At 69.6% G+C, this 19,186-nt stretch carries 17 protein-coding genes; 12 read left to right on the top strand and 5 right to left on the bottom strand.

What is annotated here, in order from left to right; genetic code table 11:
- Genes RPR59_RS10085 through RPR59_RS10075 form a run of 3 tightly spaced genes read right to left on the bottom strand, consistent with a single transcriptional unit; the run spans window position 1 to window position 1,738 of the window.
- Window positions 1-807: a hydrolase 1, exosortase A system-associated gene (locus tag RPR59_RS10085; RefSeq protein WP_313913629.1), complete on the bottom strand. Its 807-nt coding sequence runs from the start codon at window positions 805-807 to the stop codon at window positions 1-3.
- Entirely contained in the window at window positions 795-1,469 is a 675-nt protein-coding gene (locus tag RPR59_RS10080) for a hypothetical protein (RefSeq protein WP_313913626.1), read from the bottom strand. The genes RPR59_RS10085 and RPR59_RS10080 overlap by 13 nt, the downstream gene beginning before the upstream one ends.
- A complete protein-coding gene (locus RPR59_RS10075; RefSeq protein WP_313913624.1) occupies window positions 1,466-1,738 on the bottom strand; it encodes an acyl carrier protein in 273 nt (90 codons plus the stop codon). The genes RPR59_RS10080 and RPR59_RS10075 overlap by 4 nt, the downstream gene beginning before the upstream one ends.
- Before the next feature lie 113 nt (window positions 1,739-1,851).
- On the opposite strand from RPR59_RS10075, the gene RPR59_RS10070 reads away from it, so the two are divergent.
- The 12 genes from RPR59_RS10070 to RPR59_RS10015 all read left to right on the top strand — a co-directional run bounded on the left by RPR59_RS10070 (window position 1,852) and on the right by RPR59_RS10015 (window position 17,043).
- Complete coding sequence (locus RPR59_RS10070; RefSeq protein ID WP_313913623.1) at window positions 1,852-3,360, top strand: acyl-CoA ligase (AMP-forming), exosortase A system-associated; 1,509 nt, start codon at window positions 1,852-1,854, stop codon at window positions 3,358-3,360.
- Complete coding sequence (locus RPR59_RS10065) at window positions 3,357-4,595, top strand: pyridoxal-dependent decarboxylase, exosortase A system-associated (protein WP_313913621.1); 1,239 nt, start codon at window positions 3,357-3,359, stop codon at window positions 4,593-4,595. The genes RPR59_RS10070 and RPR59_RS10065 overlap by 4 nt, the downstream gene beginning before the upstream one ends.
- Before the next feature lie 103 nt (window positions 4,596-4,698).
- Window positions 4,699-5,340: an XrtA/PEP-CTERM system exopolysaccharide export protein gene (locus RPR59_RS10060; RefSeq protein WP_313913619.1), complete on the top strand. Its 642-nt coding sequence runs from the start codon at window positions 4,699-4,701 to the stop codon at window positions 5,338-5,340.
- Window positions 5,341-5,342: 2 nt separating this feature from the next.
- Window positions 5,343-6,869 carry an XrtA system polysaccharide chain length determinant gene (locus RPR59_RS10055; protein ID WP_313913617.1) on the top strand — a complete coding sequence of 509 codons (1,527 nt, stop codon included), beginning with the start codon at window positions 5,343-5,345 and terminating at the stop codon, window positions 6,867-6,869.
- Window positions 6,870-6,882: 13 nt separating this feature from the next.
- Window positions 6,883-7,815, top strand: a complete 933-nt coding sequence (locus tag RPR59_RS10050; RefSeq protein ID WP_313913616.1) for an AAA family ATPase — start codon at window positions 6,883-6,885, stop codon at window positions 7,813-7,815.
- Window positions 7,812-9,416 carry a hypothetical protein gene (locus RPR59_RS10045; protein ID WP_313913615.1) on the top strand — a complete coding sequence of 535 codons (1,605 nt, stop codon included), beginning with the start codon at window positions 7,812-7,814 and terminating at the stop codon, window positions 9,414-9,416. The genes RPR59_RS10050 and RPR59_RS10045 overlap by 4 nt, the downstream gene beginning before the upstream one ends.
- Window positions 9,417-9,445: 29 nt before the next feature.
- The gene (locus RPR59_RS10040; RefSeq protein WP_313913614.1) at window positions 9,446-10,519 is read left to right on the top strand and encodes an XrtA/PEP-CTERM system-associated ATPase; all 1,074 of its coding nucleotides are present in this window, start codon (window positions 9,446-9,448) and stop codon (window positions 10,517-10,519) included.
- An 11-nt stretch (window positions 10,520-10,530) separates the two neighbouring features.
- A complete protein-coding gene (locus RPR59_RS10035) occupies window positions 10,531-11,370 on the top strand; it encodes an XrtA system polysaccharide deacetylase (RefSeq protein WP_313913612.1) in 840 nt (279 codons plus the stop codon).
- A complete protein-coding gene (locus tag RPR59_RS10030) occupies window positions 11,367-12,425 on the top strand; it encodes a FemAB family XrtA/PEP-CTERM system-associated protein (RefSeq protein ID WP_432280257.1) in 1,059 nt (352 codons plus the stop codon). The genes RPR59_RS10035 and RPR59_RS10030 overlap by 4 nt, the downstream gene beginning before the upstream one ends.
- A complete protein-coding gene (locus RPR59_RS10025; RefSeq protein ID WP_313913611.1) occupies window positions 12,425-13,621 on the top strand; it encodes a TIGR03087 family PEP-CTERM/XrtA system glycosyltransferase in 1,197 nt (398 codons plus the stop codon). Before RPR59_RS10030 ends, RPR59_RS10025 begins: the two co-directional genes overlap by 1 nt.
- On the top strand, window positions 13,618-15,156 hold the full coding sequence (gene xrtA, locus RPR59_RS10020; protein ID WP_313913610.1) for an exosortase A: 1,539 nt from the start codon (window positions 13,618-13,620) through the stop codon (window positions 15,154-15,156). The genes RPR59_RS10025 and xrtA overlap by 4 nt, the downstream gene beginning before the upstream one ends.
- Window positions 15,157-17,043, top strand: a complete 1,887-nt coding sequence (locus tag RPR59_RS10015) for an XrtA/PEP-CTERM system amidotransferase (protein ID WP_313913609.1) — start codon at window positions 15,157-15,159, stop codon at window positions 17,041-17,043.
- A 253-nt stretch (window positions 17,044-17,296) separates the two neighbouring features.
- On the opposite strand, the gene RPR59_RS10010 is transcribed toward RPR59_RS10015, so the two are convergent.
- Together RPR59_RS10010 and RPR59_RS10005 are read right to left on the bottom strand one after the other, a co-directional pair.
- Window positions 17,297-18,292: an alpha/beta hydrolase gene (locus RPR59_RS10010; RefSeq protein ID WP_313913608.1), complete on the bottom strand. Its 996-nt coding sequence runs from the start codon at window positions 18,290-18,292 to the stop codon at window positions 17,297-17,299.
- The gene (locus RPR59_RS10005) at window positions 18,289-19,152 is read right to left on the bottom strand and encodes an alpha/beta hydrolase (RefSeq protein ID WP_313913607.1); all 864 of its coding nucleotides are present in this window, start codon (window positions 19,150-19,152) and stop codon (window positions 18,289-18,291) included. The genes RPR59_RS10010 and RPR59_RS10005 overlap by 4 nt, the downstream gene beginning before the upstream one ends.
- Window positions 19,153-19,186: the final 34 nt, after the last annotated feature.

Here is a 19,186-nt window from a genome sequence, read left to right as displayed (position 1 = left end):
TCAGCGCGCCGCGCTTTCGAGCGCCGCGATGATCTGCTGCTCCAGCCATGCCTTGTCGGCGGGCGGCGCGAAGCTGTGGCTGGCGCTGGGCAACCGGCGCAGGGCGATCCGCGCGCGCAACCCGCGATCGGCCAGGCGGCCCCACGCGGCGGAAAATGCGCGGGCGGTATTGTCGCGCTCCGCCAGCAGGATGGTGACCGGCGCCGCGCTCGTCGCCAGCGCGTCCGCAAAGCGTGTGCCAAGGGCATCGCCCGCGCCGCGTTCCGCCGTCAGCCGCCGGATACCGCGCCAGGCCTTGCGCAGATCCACGCCGCCACGCAGCAGCCGCAGCCAGGCGCCGGGATCGCGCAGCCGTTCGAGATAGCGGGCGCGAATGGCGGCCGGCGGGGGCAGGGCGTCGTCGCCGGTCTCCACGATCCAGGGGTTGGCGAGCACCAGCGCGTCGATGCCCAGATCACCGTGGAACAGGGCGAGCGCCGTGGCCGCGTCGCAATTGCCGAACGCGACGATCCGGCGAAGCCGCGGTGCTTGCCGCCGGAACTCGCGCAACGCCGCAGCGATATCCTCGCGCGAATGTTCAAAGCCGCGATTTTCGCCCGACGAATCGCCGACCCCGCGCCGGTCGAACCGGAAACAGGGAAATCCCGCATGGGAAAGGCGCTGCGCCAGCGTCGCCATGCCGCGGTGCGCGCCCATGCGGATTTCGTTGCCGCCGGATACGATCAGCAATCCCACCTCGCACATACCCTCGTCGAGCGTTCCGAACAGCGTTTCGCCGGCGCAATCGAAGGGGATCAGCCGGCGCATCGGCCGATCCAGTGCGCAATATCCTCGGCGAGCATTTCCGCCAGCGCCGGCGCCCCGTCCGGTTCGGCGCGGCGCCAGGGCGGCGGCGCATCGAAGACGGCGTCGGCGGGCGCCGGATCGCCCGCCAGCCGCACGGTGCGAAGGTATCCGCCGTCCGCGATCCGGGCGGCGGCGAGTTCCGCCAGCATGGTGTCGTTCAATCGGTTGCCGGCATACAGGCCGGCGGGCGGCGGTACGCCGTCCTCGCGTGCGGCAAGCGCCGCCGTCCGCTCCAGCTCGCGCACCAGCCGGGCGCCGCTCTGGGGCGCCAGTCGCCACCGTCCGCACAGTGTCGCGGTCGCGTCGATCAGCGCGCCCGCGCGAATCCCGATCCCGAAAACGCGGTCGGCGGCGATGGTGGAAGCAGCGCTGAAAAATGCGTTTCGCCAGTCGCTTAGGGTCGTTTCTTCAAGTGCGATCTCGCTTTCGCCCTGGCCGGGAAGATCGGGCAGGCACCCGCCTACGCCCCGTTCCGCCAGCATCCGAAGCATCGTCACGACCAGGGCGCGGGTACGGTTCGCTTCCTCCAGCGGCGGCAGGGCCGCGATTACGACCGGGCCGTCGGCGGGGCCGAAGCGCAACACCGCTTCCCGCCCGCCGGCCCAGTCATAGGCGGCGATCACTGCAGCGCCTTGTCGCTCGCGAAGCGGGTGAGCGCGCCGAACGTCTCCAGCATGTCGGCGTCGACATCGTCGTCCTCGATCAGGATGCCGAGGCGGTCCTCCAATTCGGTCAGCAACCCTGCCACCGCCATGGAATCCAGCTCGGGCAGCGCGCCGAACAACGGCGTGGTGGCATCGAACGCCGCGACGCGTTCGGCCGTCAGTCCCAGCACGTCGCGCAGCGTCGCCCGAACCGTGTCCTCAATCTGCGCTACACCTTCCGGCTGCACTCGCGACCCCCATATCGTTGCCCGTGTTCGCGCAGGCTGCGTTACAGGTGCCGCCCCGCGCTGCCAAGTGGCCGGGGCTTGTGGGGCGCCGGATCGGTACTATCAAGGACGCCATGACAGCACCCGATCCCGATCCCCGGCCGATCGACCATCTGCCGGCGCGCGGCCGATCCGACGCGGTCGCGCTTGCCGATCGCGCAGGCGCGCTCGACTTCGCCGGGCTCGAAGGGGCGGTCGGGCGGATCGCGCTGGCGCTGCGCCGCACGGGGCTTGCCCCCGGCGACCGGGTGGCGAGCTGGCTGCCCAAGACCCGCCTGGCGAGCCTGCTGCCGCTGGCCGCCGCGCGCGCCGGCCTGATCCATGTTCCCGTCAATCCCGTGCTGAAGCGGGCACAGCTCGCGCATATCCTTGCCCATAGCGGCGCGGCGCTCCTGGTGTCGCAGCCGCCACGCCTGCAATCGCTGGAGGCGGGGGATGTGCCGGATGGATGCCGGGCGGTGGCGGAAGACGCGCTGGACGCCGACGACGTCATGCCGCCCTCGCGCGCCGATACGGGCGATCTCGCCGCCATCCTCTATACCTCCGGCTCCACCGGCAGGCCCAAGGGGGTGATGCTCAGCCATGCCAATCTCTGGCTCGGCGCGATTTCGGTGGCGCATTATCTGCGGCTGACGCCCGAAGACCGGGTGCTCGGCCTGCTGCCGTTCAGCTTCGATTATGGCCAGAACCAGCTTTTCTCGACCTGGGCCGCGGGTGGCCGCGTGGTGCCGTTCGACTATCTGTTGCCGCGCGACGTGGTGCGGGCGGTGGAACGGCACGCCATCACCACGCTCGCCGGGGTGCCGCCGCTCTGGGTGCAGTTGCTGGAAGTGGACTGGCCGATACCGGTCGCTGCCACGCTGAAACGGCTCACCAATTCGGGCGGCGCGCTGACGCCGCGCCTGGTGCGTGCCTTGCGCGGCCGCTTCCCCAATGCCGCGCTCTACCCGATGTACGGCCTGACGGAGGCCTTCCGCTCGACCTATCTCGCGCCCGAGCTCGTCGACGACCATCCCGACGCCATGGGCCGCGCAGTGCCTTTCGCGGAGGTCATGGTGCTGCGCCCCGACGGCAGCCGCGCGGCGGCCGGGGAGGCGGGCGAACTCGTCCATGCCGGTCCGCTCGTCGCGCAAGGCTATTGGCGCGACCCGCAACGCACCGCGGAACGCTTCCGCCCCGCGCCCGATCATGCCGAAAGCGGCGGCATGGCGGTCTGGTCCGGCGACACGGTCGTCGCAGGGGCGGACGGGCTGCTCCGCTTCGTCGGCCGCGCGGACGAGATGATCAAGAGCGCGGGAACCCGCATCAGCCCGACCGAGATCGAAGAGGCGGTGCTCGCCGGCGGCGACGTGCTGGAAGCCGCCGCCTTCGGCATTCCCGACGACCGGCTCGGCCAGGCCATCGTGGTCGTGGCGAGGGCGGACGGCGATACCGGGCAGGTCGAGGCCGTATTGCGCCAACGCTTGCGTACGGAGCTGCCAAGCTTCATGCAGCCGGCACGCTATGTCTGGTTGGACGCCCTGCCGCGCAACGCCAATGGAAAGCTCGACCGGGCGCGGCTCAAGGCGGAGGTGACGCCATGAAGCCGGCTGGCCCCCTTCCGCCCGATTACGCCGCCGCGCCGCGGCTGACGCTGGCGGGATTCGACCATGCGCACTGGATCGAGCGCGCCGGCGGCACGACGCCGCTGTTCGTCTACGACATGACCGTCGTCGCCGACCGGCTGGCGCGGCTGCGCGCCGATCTGCCGCCGGGCGTCGCCATCCATTATGCGGTGAAGGCCAATCCCTTCGGCGATCTGCTTGATGCGCTCGCGCCGACAGTGGACGGGCTGGACGTCGCCTCGGCGGGCGAATTGGCGATGGCGCTCGACCGGGTCCCGGCCGAGCGCATCAGTTTCGCCGGACCGGGCAAGCGCGATGTTGAACTCGAAGCCGCGATCGCCGCCGGCGCCACCATCAACCTCGAATCGGAAGGGGAGGCGGAACGTGCCCTGGCCATCGCCGCCCGGCTCGACCGGCGCCCGCGACTCGCCGTGCGCGTCAACCCGGATTTCGAACTGCGCGGGTCGGGCATGAAGATGGGCGGCCGCGCCTCGCCCTTCGGCGTGGATGCGGACCGCGTGCCGGCGCTCGTCCGCCGGGTCCGCGACGCCGGGGCGGATTGGCGCGGCTTCCATATCTTCGCGGGGTCGCAGTCGCTGGATACCGACGCCATCGTCGAAAGCCAGGCCGCCACCCTCGCGCTCGCCGCCGATCTGACGGAACGATCGGGCGCGGTTCCCCCGCTCGTCAATCTCGGCGGCGGGTTCGGCATCCCCTATTTCCCCGGCGATACCCCCGTCGACACGCACGGCATCGGCGCGGCCCTCGCACAGGCGATAGGTAATGTGAGGAGTATCCTGCAAGATACGGAATTCGCGCTGGAACTCGGTCGCTGGATCGCGGGGCAGGCAGGCGTGTACCTGACGCGCGTGGTCGACCGGAAACGAAGCCGCGAGGAGACGTTTCTCGTCACTGACGGCGGCTTGCACCACCAGCTCGCGGCCAGCGGCAATTTCGGCACGGTGGTGCGCCGCAACTACCCGGTCGCGCTCGCCGCGCGGATGAATGCCGCCCCGGACGAAACGGTCAGCATCGTCGGCTGCCTCTGCACGCCGCTCGACCGGCTGGCGGACCGGGTCGCCCTGCCGCGCGCCGAGGTGGGTGACGTCATCGCGATCTTCTGCGCCGGCGCCTACGGCCTCAGCGCCAGTCCCGCCGCGTTTCTCGGCCACCCGCAGCCGCCCGAGATACTGGCGCTTCCCGCTCAGACCTAACGCAAATTTAACCTGCGCCCTGCATAGCCAAGCCTGAATCAGCCTGCCCGCCGGCGACGGTGCCGTTCGGGGCATGGCTGGACGATGAGGGAGATTGGCCGCGATGCGCAACGTTCGTCTGGGCAGGAATTCCGCAGGGTTGGCGCTGATCGGCGCCCTGCTTGCCGGATGCGCCGCCGCCGATCGGCCGCAGCTTCCCCCCGCCGGCTTCGTCGCCGAGAATCAGGGACCGGGCGAGGAATATGTCATCGGCCCGCTCGACAAGCTGAACGTCTTCGTCTGGCGCAATCCCGAATTGTCGGCGACCGTCCAGGTCCGCCCCGACGGCCGCATCACGACGCCGCTGGTCAGCGATATGCCCGCTGTCGGCAAGACGCCGGAAATGCTGGCCGACGACATGAAGATCGCGCTCAGCCAGTATATCCAGGACCCGATCGTCTCGGTCATCGTGGAAGACTTTTCCGGCACCTTTTCGCAACAGATCCGCGTCGTCGGCGCCACCGAGAAACCGGCGGCGATTCCCTATCGCGCCAACATGACGCTGCTCGACGCGATGATCGCGGTGGGCGGGCTCAACGATTTCGCCGCGGGCAACAAGGCACGGCTCGTGCGCTACGACCGCGAAACCGGCAAGCAGCGCGAATACGGCCTGCATATCGATAGCCTGCTGAAGGACGGCGACACCTCGGCCAATGTCGAGCTGCGGCCGGGTGACGTCATCATCATCCCGGAAAGCATGTTCTGATCATGGGCGGGATGTACGAAGAGCTGAAGGCGGCGCTGCACGCCATCTGGACCCGCCGCTGGATCGCGCTCGCGGTCGCCTGGGCGATCTGCCTGGCGGGCTGGCTCGTGGTGTCGCAGATCCCCAACGCCTATCAATCGAGCGCGCGCGTCTTCGTACAGCTTCGCACCATCCTGCCGAACGCCGCGGCCGGCGCCGCCCGGATCGAGCAGGCGAAGGACATTGATCGGGTGCGCCAAACGCTGACCTCCGCCGTCAACCTGGAAAAGGTCGTGCGCGGCACCGACCTGGCCCGTACGGTGTCGAGCGACGCCGACGTGGCGGCGCGCGTGGCGGCGCTGCAGGACATGATCGAGGTCACGGCCCAGCAGGACAATCTGTTCCGCATCTCGGCGACGGTCGCCGGCGGTTCCGATGCGCGGAGCGCCACATTGTCGAAGCAGATCGTCCAGAAGATGATCGACATCTTCGTCGAGGAAAATCTCGCCGACGACCGTGCGGAGACGAGCCAGTCGCTCGATTTCCTCAATCAGCAGCTCGCCCAGCGCGAAAAGCAGTTGCAGGAAGCCGATGCCAAGCGCACCGAATTCCGCAATCGCTACCTCTCCGGCCTGCCGGGCACCGGCTCGCTGAGCGACCGTATCGACGCGTCGCAATCCGAACTGGCCGATGTCGAATCCGATCTCGCCGCCGCGCGGAGCAGCCTGCACGCGACCCAGTCGCAGATGGCGGCCACCGGCAGCCGCACCGCCGCCTCGGGCGCCGCGGCGGGGCCGGCCCAGGCGCGCGTCGCGACGATCGAGGGGCAGTTGGCCGATGCGCGGGCGCGGGGCTGGACCGACGACCATCCCGATGTCATCGCGCTCAAGCGCCAGCTCGCCGCGGCGAAGGCGGCGGCGAAGGACGCGCCGGTCTATACCGGCGGCGGCGCGGCCAATCCGCTCTACGTCCAGCTCCAGTCGATGCAGGCGCAGCAGGCGTCGCAGGTGGCCCAGCTCCAACAGCGCAAGGCCCGGCTGGAAACCAATCTGCAGCAATTGCAGGCGAAGCTCGATGCCGATCCGGCCGCCGCCGCAACCCAGGCGCAGATCGAGCGCGATTATGTGGTGCTGAAGAACCAGTATGACCAGCTTCTCGCCGACCGCGAGCAGGTGAAGCTGCAAAGCCAGGTGCAGAACCAGACCGACGCGGTGAAGTTCTCCGTGATCGACCCGCCGACCAGCCCGACCGCGCCCGCATCGCCCAACCGTCCGCTGCTGCTGACGGCGGTGTTGGTGCTGGGCCTTGCCGGCGGTGTCGGCACCGCCTTCGGCCTGGCGCAGATCAGGACGAGCTTCGCCACCACGAACAAGCTGGAGCGCGCGAGCGGCCTGCCCGTGATCGGTTCGATCGGCGAGGTGGTGACGGAGGCGCGGGCGCAATTGCTGCGGCGGCGGATGAAATGGTTCCTGGGCGGCGCGGCCGGCCTGGGTGCGGCCTATGTGCTGCTGCTGGGCGTGGAATTCGTCCAGCGCGGCCTGGTCGCGTGAAGGGGAAGCGGCAATGAACGACGCCACGCCACGCGAATATCGCGGCTCGCTGATCGAACGCGGTGCGGCGGCCTTCGACTACGGCCTGCCTCCGGTCGTCCCGGCGGACGATGTCGCGGGCGGTGCGGCGGCGCCGGTCGACGACGCGCCGATCCTTCGCCGTGGCGACGCTGCCGTCGATTTCGGGACGGCGCTGGTGCCCGGCACGCACCGGCGCGCCGCCATCGATCACGATCTGCTGGCGGCGCGGGGCATGTTGATTCCGGGCGCGCCGATCGGCGTCCTGGCGGAGGAATTCCGCCTGGTGAAGCGCCAGCTCCTCCTCACGGCGCGCGCGGTCGCCGGTGGGGACGCGGGCAAGGCGCGCAAGGTTCTCGTCACCTCGGCCAATCCGGACGAGGGCAAGACCTTCTGCGCCGTCAACCTCGCGCTCTCCATGGCGGCGGAGCAGGACATCGACATCCTGCTGGTCGACGCCGACTTCGCCAAGCCCGCGCTGCTCGACACGCTGGGCCTTCCCGAAGGGCCGGGCCTGCTCGACGTGCTGGCGGACCCCACCCATTCGCTCGACGACTGCATCATCGACACCGATCTGCCGCACCTTTCGGTGCTGCCGGCGGGGGCGCGGTCCAACAGCGACACCGAATTGCTCGCGAGCGACAAGGCGGCCACGCTGCTCGATGCGATGGCCGCCGCCGATCGCCGCCGGATCGTGATCTTCGATTCCCCGCCGGTGCTCGCCGCCTCGCCCGCTTCCACGCTGGCGCTGCATGTCGGACAGACGCTGCTGGTCGTCCGCGCCGACGCCACCAGCGAATCCGATCTGCGCCAGTCGGTGCAGATGCTGGACGGATGCGAACATATCCAGCTCCTGCTCAACCGCGCCACCTTCAATTCCGGCGGCCCTCGTTTCGGCAGCTATTATGGCGGGGAATCACCGGAATGAAGGGCCTTGCCTGCCTGATATTCCTGCTGACGCTGCCCGCTGCTTTTCCCGCGCATGCGCAGGAAAGGCAGATCACCCCGCATGTGGAAATCGGCCAGGTGCTGACCGCCGACCTGCAATCGGGCGACGTGCTGACCTACACCACGCTGGGCGCCGGCGTGGACGCGTCGATCCACACCCGCCGGGTCGAGGTGCAGCTCAGCTATCAATACGAACACCGCATCGCCTGGGACGACGATATCGGCGACAGCGACGTGCATAGCGGCCTGGCCCGCGCGGCGGTGGACGTCGCGCGCGGCGTGACGCTGGAAGGCGGCGCCATCGCCACGCGCGCGCGTTCCGACATTCGCGGCCCCGCACCCGGCAACCTCGCCGGCAATGTCGACAATGTCGCCCAGGTCTTTTCCGGCTATGTCGGGCCGAACGTGCAGACTCAGGTCGGGCCGGCGAGCCTGTCCGCCCTCTACCGGCTCGGCTATACCAAGGTGGAGGCGCCGAGCGCCTTCGATCTTCCCGACGGGCAGCAGCGGCGCGATTATTACGACGATTCCGTCGGCCAGCTCGCCATGGCCAGCATCGGCGTGCCCGCCGGCCGTATCGCGCCGATCGGCATGACGCTGAGCGCCGCGGCAGAGCGCGAGGATGCCGGCCAGCTCGACCAGCGATATACCGGCGCGTTCGTGCGCGGCGACATCGTGCTGCCGGTCAGCCGGGTGCTCGCCCTGGTCGCCGGCGCGGGGTGGGAGGATATCCGCATCAGCCAGCGCGATCCGCTGCTGGACGGCGACGGCGATCCGGTGCTCGACGGCCATGGCCGCTTCGTCACCGATCCCGATTCGCCGCGCCGCATCGCCTATGAAACCGACAATCCGCTATTCTGGGACGCCGGCGTCCTGTGGCGTCCCAGCCGGCGCACCACGCTGGAGGCGCGCGTGGGCCGGCGGTACGATAGCTGGACCTATACCGGTTCGCTCAGCCATCAGATCGGCCCCGGTTCCGGGCTTCAGGTCGGCGTGTACGATCAGGTGCAGAGCTTCGGCCGACAGTTGAACGGCGCGCTTGCCGACCTGCCGACGCGCTTCAACACCGCGCCTGACACGTTCGGCGACAATTACAATGGCTGCGTCTTCGGCACCGTCGGCAACGCCGCCGGCGGATGCCTGAACGGCATCTTCCAGTCGATCGTGACCGCCAACTACCGGGCGCGCGGCGTCGATGCCGTGGCCGCCTTCAACCGGGCGGGCAATCGCTTCGGCGTCGGCCTGGGCTATGCCAACCGCCGCTTCTACGCCCCGGACGCCGCCGATCAGGGCTTTCTGATCGACGGGCTGGAGGACGAGGGCTATTACGCCCAGGCCTTCTATGCCCGCTCGCTGACCGCGCAGTCGAGCTTCAGCGCCAATGTGTACGCCAACCATTTCCGCAGCGGCGTCGTCGCCGCGCCCGATGTCACCGGGCTGGGCGGCACGGCGTCCTATTACCGAAATTTCGGCCGTCTTAACGCTATCGCATCGGCCGGTATCTATGCCTTCGATTCCGAAGGTCCCGACAATGACGATGTCTCGGCCCAGGCCGAGGTGGCGCTCGGCTATGTTTTCTAGGCCGGGCCCAGGTTTGCGGAGAGCAGACGATGTATGACGAGCATTACGGCCTGACCGGCCGCCCGTTCCAGCTTACGCCGGACCCGAAATTCTGGTTCGACACGGCGACGCACAAGAAGGCGATGGCCTATCTGGGCTACGGCCTCAGCCAGGGCGAGGGGTTCATCGTCATCACCGGCGAGCCCGGTGCCGGCAAGACGACGCTGGTCGGCCATGTGATGAGCACGATCGACCCCGAACGGTTGAACGTGATCCGTATCGTCACCACCCAGATCGAGGCCGACGACCTGCTGCGCATCGTCGCGCAGGGGCTGGGCGCGGAAGCGCAGGGGTTGAACAAGGCGCAACTGCTGGGCGCGATCGAGCGCGGCCTGCACGCCGTCGCGCGCACCGGCCGGCGCACGCTCCTGATCATCGACGAGGCGCAGTCGCTGCCGCCATCCTCGGTCGAGGAATTGCGGATGCTGTCCAACTTCCAGGCCGGCGGCCATTCGCTGCTCCAGATCTTCCTGCTCGGCCAGCCCGAATTCCGCGAGCTGCTGCACGGCACCGACCGGCTGGAACAGCTCCGCCAGCGCGTGATCGCGACCCACCATCTCGATCCGATGGAACCGCATGAGGTGGAGGCCTATATCGCCCACCGCCTGTCGGTCGTCGGCTGGCAGGGCCGGCCCGATTTCACCGACGACGCGCTTGAGGCGCTCTATCACGGCTCCGGCGGCCTGCCGCGCCGCCTGAACCAGATCGCCAGCCGCCTGCTCCTGTTCGGCGCGATCGAGCAGATCGAGACCTTCACCGGCGAAGACGTCGCGGTGGTGCTGGAAGACATGGCGGCCGAATCCAAACCTGCCGCCTCCGCCGATCACGCCGCCAGCTATCGCCCCGTCCGCCGGGGCGAAGACGCAACGATCGCGCCGCAACCCGCGGACGGCGCGTTGGCGGAACGCATGGATGCGCAGGAAGCGCGCATCGCATCGCTGGAATCGCGACTGGAGGAACAGGACAAGGCGCTGCGCCGCGTCCTCACCCTGCTGGTCGACTGGGTCGAGGGCGATCGCAGCCGGCCCGACATCGCCTCCGTACGAGACGTGGCCGCGGCCTGAAAGGAACGGACATGCTCAATGCGATGTCCGTCGACGTCGAGGACTGGTTCCAGGTCGGTGCGTTCGAGCGGGTGATCGCGAAGGCCGACTGGGGCGGCCTCGAATCCCGTGTTGAGCGCAACACCGACGCCGTGCTCGACCTGTTCGAGGAAGCGGGCGTTCAGGCGACCTTCTTCACGCTCGGCTGGGTGGCGGCGCGGCACGGCCCGCTCATCCGCCGGATCGTCGACCGCGGCCATGAACTGGCCAGCCACGGCTGGGATCATCAGCGCGTCTTCACCATGCGGGCGGAGGCGTTTCGCGCCGATCTGGCGCGCGCGCGCGGTGTGCTGGAAGATGCCGGCGGCGTGGCGGTCACCGCCTATCGCGCGCCCAGCTTCTCGATCGACCGGCGCACGCCCTGGGCGCACACGATCCTGGCGGAGGAGGGCTATGCCTATTCCTCCAGCGTCGCGCCCGTGGTGCACGATCATTACGGCTGGCCGGAAGCGCCGCGCTTCGCCTATCGCCCGGTCGCCGATTCCGGCCTCGTGGAAGTGCCGATCACCACGGCGCGGCTGGGCGGGCGGTCGATGCCGACGGGCGGCGGCTTCTTCCGCGTGCTGCCGGGCGGCATCACCCGCCGCGCCGTCGCTGCCGTCAACAGCCGCGAAAGGCAGCCCGCGATCTTCTTCTTTCACCCGTGGGAGGTCGATCCCGGCCAGCCCCGCGTCGCCGGGGCGCCGCTGCGATCGCGCCTGCGCCAGTATAGCCGGCTGTCGGCGATGTCGGGCAAGCTGCGCCGGTTGATGGCCGATCATGCCTGGGGCCGCATGGACCGCGTCCTCGCCGACGCGGAGGCACCGCGATGAACATGGCCGTGCCCTCGCTCGTGCGCGTGCGCGCCGCCGAGACCAGCGACGCGGCGCGCATCGCCACCTATCTCGACGCGCATTCGCAGACCTCTCCCTTCCACCTGTCGCGCTGGGGCAGGGCGGTCGCTTATGGCTGCGGCCAGCGCTCCCATTGCCTGCTGGCCGAGCGGCCGGACGGCCTCGCCGGATTGTTGTCGCTGACCGAGATCCGCTCGCCGATCTTCGGCAATGCGCTGGTGTCGAGCGGGTTCGCGGTCGGCGGCGGCGTGCTGGCGAGCGATGCGGGCGCGGTCGCCCCGCTGGCCGAAGCCGCCGTCGCGCTCGCCCGCGAAACCGGATGCGCGACCGTGGAACTGCGCGGCGGCCCGCATCCGGGGGCGGGCTGGCAGGCCGACACCGAAACCTATGTCGGGTTCGCCCGCGATCTCCAGCCGGACGAGGCGGCCGAGCTGAAGGCGGTGCCGCGCAAGCAGCGCGCCGAAATCCGCAAGGCGCTGGGCAGCGACCTGACCGTCACCACCGGCCGCGACGCGGCGCATCTGCGCGCGCATTATGCGGTCTATGCTGAATCGGTGCGCAACCTCGGCACTCCGGTCTTTCCCCGGCACCTGTTCGTGTCGGTGCTGGAAGCGTTCGGCGACGATGCCGACATCCTCGTCGTGTGGAAGGACGGCGCGCCGGTGGCGGCGGTGTTCAGCCTGTACTGGCGCGGCACGGTCTATCCCTTCTGGGGCGGCGGCACGGCCGCGGCGCGGGGGCTGCGCGCCAACGACCGCATGTATTTCGCGCTGATGGGCCATGCCCGCGCGCGCGGCTGCACCCGCTTCGACTTCGGCCGGTCCAAGGCCGGCACCGGCGCCGCCGCCTTCAAGAAGAACTGGGGGTTCGAACCCGCACCGCTCACCTATTACAAGCGCAGTACCGACGGCGCCGAGCCGCGCAGCATCAATCCCGACGATCCGAAATACCGCGTGCAGGTCGCCCTGTGGCAAAAACTGCCGCTGTTCGTCGCCAACCGGGTGGGGCCGTTCATCGCACGTGGACTCGGCTGATGGGCGACATCCTGTTTCTCGCCCACCGCATTCCCTATCCGCCGGATCGCGGCGACAAGATGCGGGGGTTCCACATCGTCCGCCATCTCGGCCGGCGGGCGCGGGTCCACGTCGCCGCCTTTGCCGAGGATGCCCGCGACGAGCATTATGCCGGGGCGCTGCGCGGCTATGTCGAGAGCGTCACGGTTGTCCGGCGCACCAAGTCCAACCTGCGCGCGGCAGCGGAAGCGCTGGTCGGCAATCGACCGGTCTCGCTTTCCGCCTTTCATCATCCCGCGCTCAAGCGGGCCGTCGGCCGCATCGTGGCCGATCATCCGATCGACGCCGCCTACGCCTTTTCCGGGCAGATGGCGCAGTATCTGCCGACCGGCCCCGTCCGCGCCATCATGGATTTCGTCGACCTCGATTCGGCGAAATTCGCCGCTTATGCCGACGCGGCGCGCGGACCCGTCGCCTGGATGCACGCGCGCGAGGCACGGATGCTGGGCGCGTTCGAGCGGTCGGTTGCCGCCCGCGCCGATGCCAGCCTGTTCGTCAGCGCCGCCGAGGCGGAGCTGTTCCGCGCGCGTTCGCCCGACGGCCGCGTCGCCGTGCTGGAAAACGGCATCGATACGCGCTTCTACGATCCCGCCGCCGGGTTTCCGGCGGTCGGCGAAGCGGGGCCGCTCCTCGTTTTCACCGGTCAGATGGACTATCGCCCCAATGTCGAGGCGGTGGCATGGTTCGCGGACGAAGTGCTGCCCCGATTGCGCGAGCGCCATCCCGCCGCCCGCTTCGCCATCGTTGGCCGCAAACCGACGGAGGCGGTCCGCAGCCTTGGCGAGCGTGCGGACGTGATCGTCACCGGCGAGGTCGCCGACGTGCGCGGCTGGCTCGCCGCCGCGGCGGTTTCGGTCGCACCGCTTCGGCTGGCGCGCGGTATCCAGAACAAGGTGCTGGAGGCGATGGCCATGGCCCGGCCCGTCGTCGCGTCCGAACCGGCGGCCGAGGGGATCGACCATGCCGGCACGATCCGCGTCGCCGGAACGGCCGCCGCCATGGTCGGTGAAATCGACACGCTGCTCGCGGATCGCGATGCTGCCGACCGCCTCGGCACCGCCGCGCGCAACCGGGTCCGCGGGCGCTATGGCTGGGATGCGTGCATGGCCCCGCTCGATGCGCTGATGAGCTGGCGGCCGGAAGCATCCGCGGCATGAGCATCGCCTGGCCATCAAGCATCTTCCTCGGCGCGCGCGACGACGGCCAGGCCGCATGGCGCCGGCATCTGGCGGCGCTCGCCGGCGTCTGGGCGCTGGTCCTGCTGCTGTTCCGCCGCGACGTCGGCGATCTTGCGCATATCTATTGGAACAGCACGACCTTCGGCCACTGCCTGTTCATCGCACCGGTCGTCGCCTGGCTGGTCTGGCAGCGGCGCGGCGAGGTGTCGCGGCTGGCGCCCGTCGCCTGGTGGCCGGCCCTGGCGATCGTGGCGGGCGGCGGCTTTTGCTGGCTGGCGGGGCAGGCGGCGGGCGTCGCCCTGTTCCGGCATCTCGGCCTCGTCGTGATGCTGCAGGGATCGGTCGTCACGCTGCTCGGTCCGCAGGTCGCGCGCGGATTGCTGTTCCCGCTCGGCTACATGCTGTTCCTCATTCCCTTTGGCGAGGCGTTCGAGGCGCCGCTCCAATCCGTCACCGTGACGATGGTCATGCACCTGCTGCACGCCTTCCATGTGCCGGCAAGCGTCGACGGCGTCCTGATCACCATTCCGAACGGCTATTTCGAAGTGGCCGAAGCCTGCTCAGGCGCGAAGTTCCTGATCGCGATGATCGCCTTCGGCACGCTGGTCGCCAATGTCTGCTTCGTCTCGTGGCGGCGGCGCGCGGTGTTCATGGCCGCGGCGCTCGTCGTGCCGGTCATCGCCAACGGCCTGCGCGCCTTCGGCACCATCTATGCGGCATGGTGGACCTCGGTGGAGGCGGCGACCGGGTTCGACCACATCGTTTACGGCTGGATCTTCTTCGCCCTCGTCATGGCGGCGGTGCTGGCGCTCGGCTGGCGCTGGTTCGACCGCGATCCCGATGCGCCCTGGTTCGATCCCGACCGACTGCCGCAGGTCCGGCGCGGGCGCGTCGCCGTGACGACCGGCGCGGGGCTGACGCTCGGCATCATCCTCCTGTTCGCTATGTGGGCCGGCGCGATTGCCGATCGTGCCGATGCGCTGCCGACGCGCGTCGCCTTGCCCGACATGCCCGGCTGGCACCGGGTGGCGGCGGACGACGGGCCGAAATGGGTGCCCAACTATCCCGGCGCCGACCGCTTCGTCATGGCGCGCTATGCCGACGGGTCGGGGGCCACCGTCGATCTCGCCATCGCCGTGTTCGGCCATCAGGAAGAGGGCAGGGAACTGGTCGGCTTCGGCCTCGGCCCCGTCCGGGAGAACGACAAATGGGTCCGCGTCGCCGACGAGCCCGCCCTGCATGGCGGCAAGGCCCTGCGCATTCGCGCACCGGGGCCGGTGGAGCGCGAGGTGGTCCTCTGGTATCGCATCGGCGACATCGTGACGGCAAGCGAGAGCGACGTGAAGCTTGAAACCCTGAAGGCGAAATTGCTGGGCGGCCGCCAGCGCGCGGTGGCGGTGCTGGTCTCGGCGCAAAAGCGCGAAGGCGTCGCCCCGCGCGCCGCGATACGGCGCTTCCTGGCGAAGGCGCCGCCGATCGCCGCGCTGGCCGATCGCGCGGCGGGGGGGCGCTGAATGTGCGGCATTGCCGGGCTGTTCTATCCCGAAACGCCCAAGCCGATCGACCCACAGCGCATTGTCGCGATGACGGATGTTCTTGCCCATCGCGGCCCGGACGGCTCCGGCATATGGACCGCGCCCGGCATCGGCCTGGGCCACCGCCGGCTGTCGATCATCGATCTGGATGGCGGCGCCCAGCCGATGGCGAGCGGCGACGGGCAATGCGTCGTCAGCTTCAACGGCGAGATCTACAATTTCCGCGACATCCGTACCGAATTGGAGGCGGCGGGCGCGCAGTTCCGCACCGACAGCGATACCGAGGTGCTGCTCCACGCCTGGCGCGCCTGGGGGCCGGACATGCTGTCGCGCCTGAACGGCATGTTCGCGCTGGCCCTGTACGATGCCGACCGCCGCAGCCTGTTTCTCGCGCGCGATCGGATGGGGGTGAAGCCGCTCCATTATGTCCGCCTGTCGGACGGCGCGGTCGCCTTTGCCAGCGAATTGAAGGGCCTGCTCGCCCATCCGCTCGTGCGCCGCGACCCCGATCTCGGCGCGATCGAGGATTTCATGGGGCTGGGCTATGTGCCCGACGACACCTGCCTCGTCGCCGGGGTGGAGAAGCTGCCGGCGGGCCATTTCCTGCTGCTGGAGCGCGGCCGGCCGGTGCCGCGCCCGACCTGCTGGTGGCGGATCGACTTTTCCAGGCGAGCAAAGGGATCGCCGCGCGACCTGGAGGCGGAGATGGCCGAGCGCCTGCGCGCGGCGGTCCGTTCGCGCATGGTCGCAGACGTGCCGGTGGGGGCATTCCTGTCCGGCGGTGTCGACAGTTCGGCGGTGGTGGCGCTGATGGCCGAGACCAGCCGTCACCCGGTCGCCACCTGCACCATCGGCTTCGACGAGGCGGACCATGACGAAACCGCTTATGCCGCGCAGGTCGCCGAACGCTTCGCCACCGACCACCGCACCCGCACCGTCGCCGCGGGCGACTTTCCGCTGATCGACCGGCTGGTGGCGGCGTTCGACGAACCCTTCGCCGACGCCTCCGCGCTCGCCACCTATCAGGTCTGCGCGCTCGCCCGCGAAAACGTCACCGTCGCGCTGTCGGGCGACGGCGCGGACGAGGCCATGGCGGGCTATCGCCGCTACAAGTTCCAGGATGCCGAGGAACGGGTCCGCCACCTGCTTCCCGCCGGGCTTCGCCGGAACGTGCTGGGAACGCTCGGGAGCATCTATCCCAAGGCCGATTGGGCGCCGCGGCCGCTGCGCGCGAAGACGACGCTCCTCGCGCTGGCGGGCGAGGGCGATGCCGCCTATGCGGAGGCGGTCGGCGTCACCCGGCCGGCGGTGCGCGACCGCCTCTACAGCGACAGCATGGTGAAGCGGCTCGCGGGGCACCGTGCGGAGACGCGCTACCTCGACGCGATGCGCGACGCGCCCGCGCGCGAGCCGCTCGATCGGGCGCAATATGCCGATTTCCAGCACTGGCTGCCCGGCGACATCCTGACCAAGATCGACCGCACGAGCATGGCCGTCGGGCTGGAGGCGCGCGAACCGCTGCTCGACCACCGCCTCGTCGAATTCGCCGCCAGCCTGCCCGTGTCGCTCCGCCTGAAGCGCGGCGAGGGCAAGTGGCTGATGAAAAAGGCGATGGAGCCGTGGCTGCCCCGCGACATCCTGCACCGCCCCAAAATGGGCTTCGTGACGCCGGTCGCCGCCTGGTTCCGCAAGGCGCTTGCCGACGATGCCGCGAACCTCGCCCGCTCGCCGATGCTCAGCGCCTGGTTCGACCGCAAGGCGCTGACCCGTCTCGCCAACGACCACCGTACCGGCCGCGCCGACCACGGCCGCACCCTGTGGCAGTTGATGATGCTCGAACGCGCCACCAGGCGCCTGTTCGGATGAAGCGGTCTCCCCTCCCTCCCTCCTAGTAGACTTCTGCGAAACCTCCCCCGTCACCCCGGACTTGTTCTGGGGTCCACGGAGCCACGAACCCGTACGGTGCTGGTTTGCTGCACCGTGATGCCGGAACAAGTCCGGCATGACGAAAAATGGAAAAGGGTACGCCCACCTTTCGCAGAGGCATCCTCATAGGGAGGGGATCAAGGATTGGGTCGCGAGCGCGAGCGTCCGAAGCCAGATATGCAGAGACTCCCCCTCAACCCGTCACATGCCGCGCTATCCACAGGGCGAACAGCTCCGGCCACAGCGTCGCCGGCGCGCCCTCGGGCAGGTGCCTGATGCCGAAGCCGTGCCCGCCCTCCTCGAACAGATGCGCCTCGACCGGGACCTTCGCCGCCCGCGCGGCCTCGACCATGGCCAGCGTATTGTCCGGGTTGACCAGCCCGTCGTCCATCGCCTGCACCAGGAACACCGGCGGCGTCTCGGCCGTCACCCGGTTGGCGGTATCGTAGCGTGCGACCGCGTCGGCCGGCGGTTGCGGGCCGAGCAGGTTCTGCGAGGAATTGCTCTTGTCGATCGACAGGTTGATGACCGGATAGATCAGTCCGGCAAAGGCCGGTTTGGCCGATCGCGCGTCGTCGCCGTCGACACGGTCATAGACCGATGCGTCGTAGCTGGTGGCGAGCGACGCGGCGAGGTGCCCGCCGGCGGAGAAGCCGACGATGCCCAGCGTGTCGGGGTCGATATTCCACGTATCGGCGCGCGCGCGGATGAGGCGCATGGCCCGCTGCGCGTCCTGCAGCGGCACGTCCCAGCGCTGTGCCCAGCCTTCGCCGGGCAGGCGATAGGTCAGCACGAATACGGTATAGCCGCGCCGCGCATATTCCTGCGCCACGTCGATGCCTTCATTCTGTACCGACACGAAACCATAGCCGCCGCCGGGAATGGACAGGAGGCCGCGGCCGTTGGGCTGTGCGGGGCGATAGACCGACACGAACGCTTCCGGGATGCCGTACAGCCAGAGCTGTCGGTCGCCCGCCGGCCCGTTCATCGTGTTGTGCGGCTCGGGCAGCGTGGCAGGCGTCCCCGGCGCGGTGCCGGGCCAGAGCGCGAAATGCTCGCGCGGCGGCCATTCCGGGCGGTCGGCGGCGCCGGCGGCGGGGGTCGGCTCGCCCCATTCCTGCGCCCGCGCCGTGCCTGCGAAGGACAAAGCGAGCGCGCCCCCGATCAGCGTGCGGCGGTCGATGGTCATGGCTGTGTCTCCTTCGATTTCAGGTGGCGCGCGGTCCATAATGCAAATAGCCGGGGCCAAAGCGAGCCCGGATTGTCCGCCGACAGCCCCGCGCCGAAACCGTGCCCGCCCCTCTCCAGCAGGTGCAGCTCGCTCGGCACCGCCTTCGCCCGCGCCGCCGCCAGCATCCGCGTGCTCATCCAATAGGGGATGATCGGATCGTCCATCGCATGGACAAGGAACAGGGGCGGCGTGCGCAGCGTCACGCGGTCGATCGCGCTGTAGCGGTCGATCTGCGCTGCGGTGAAGTTCGGCCCCAGCAGGTTCCTGCGCGACTGGCTGCGCGGCGGGACGATGCGAAAGGTCGTCACCGGATAGAACAGGCCCCCGAACGCCGGCCGCGCCGACAACTTGTCGGCGGCCCCCACCGGCGCATAGACCGCGTCGTCATAAGCCGTCACGATGCTCGCCGCCAGGTGCCCGCCGGCGCTGAACCCGATCACGCCCAGCTTCGCCGGGTCGATGCCGAAGCGCCCGGCATTGAAGCGGATGAGCCGCATCGCCCGCTGCGCATCCTGCAGCGGCACGTCGGCGCGATCTCCCCAGCCGTCGACCGGCAGGCGATAGTCCAGGACGAAACTCGTAATGCCGAACGCGCCCAGCGCGCGGCCGATATTGGCGCCCTCGCCGGTCAGCGACACGAAGGCATAGCCGCCGCCCGGCAGCACGAGCGCCGCGCGCCCGTCGGGCCGTTGCGGCCGATAGACGGCAAGCGTCGGCCGCGCCGTGCCCTTGCGCTGCCCGTCGGGCAGGGGCGGACCACCCGGCTGCTTTCCGGGCCAGATGGGGTAGATTTCGGATGAAAGCGGTGCGTCAGCCACAAGGCGCCTGCGATGGTGGCGGAAGATAGGGCAT

The organism is Stakelama saccharophila (genome assembly GCF_032229225.1).
Classification (GTDB): Bacteria; Pseudomonadota; Alphaproteobacteria; order Sphingomonadales; family Sphingomonadaceae; genus Sphingomonas; species Sphingomonas saccharophila.
Note: the sequence above shows the minus strand (reverse complement) of the source record. Positions and strands in the feature narration are given on the sequence as shown.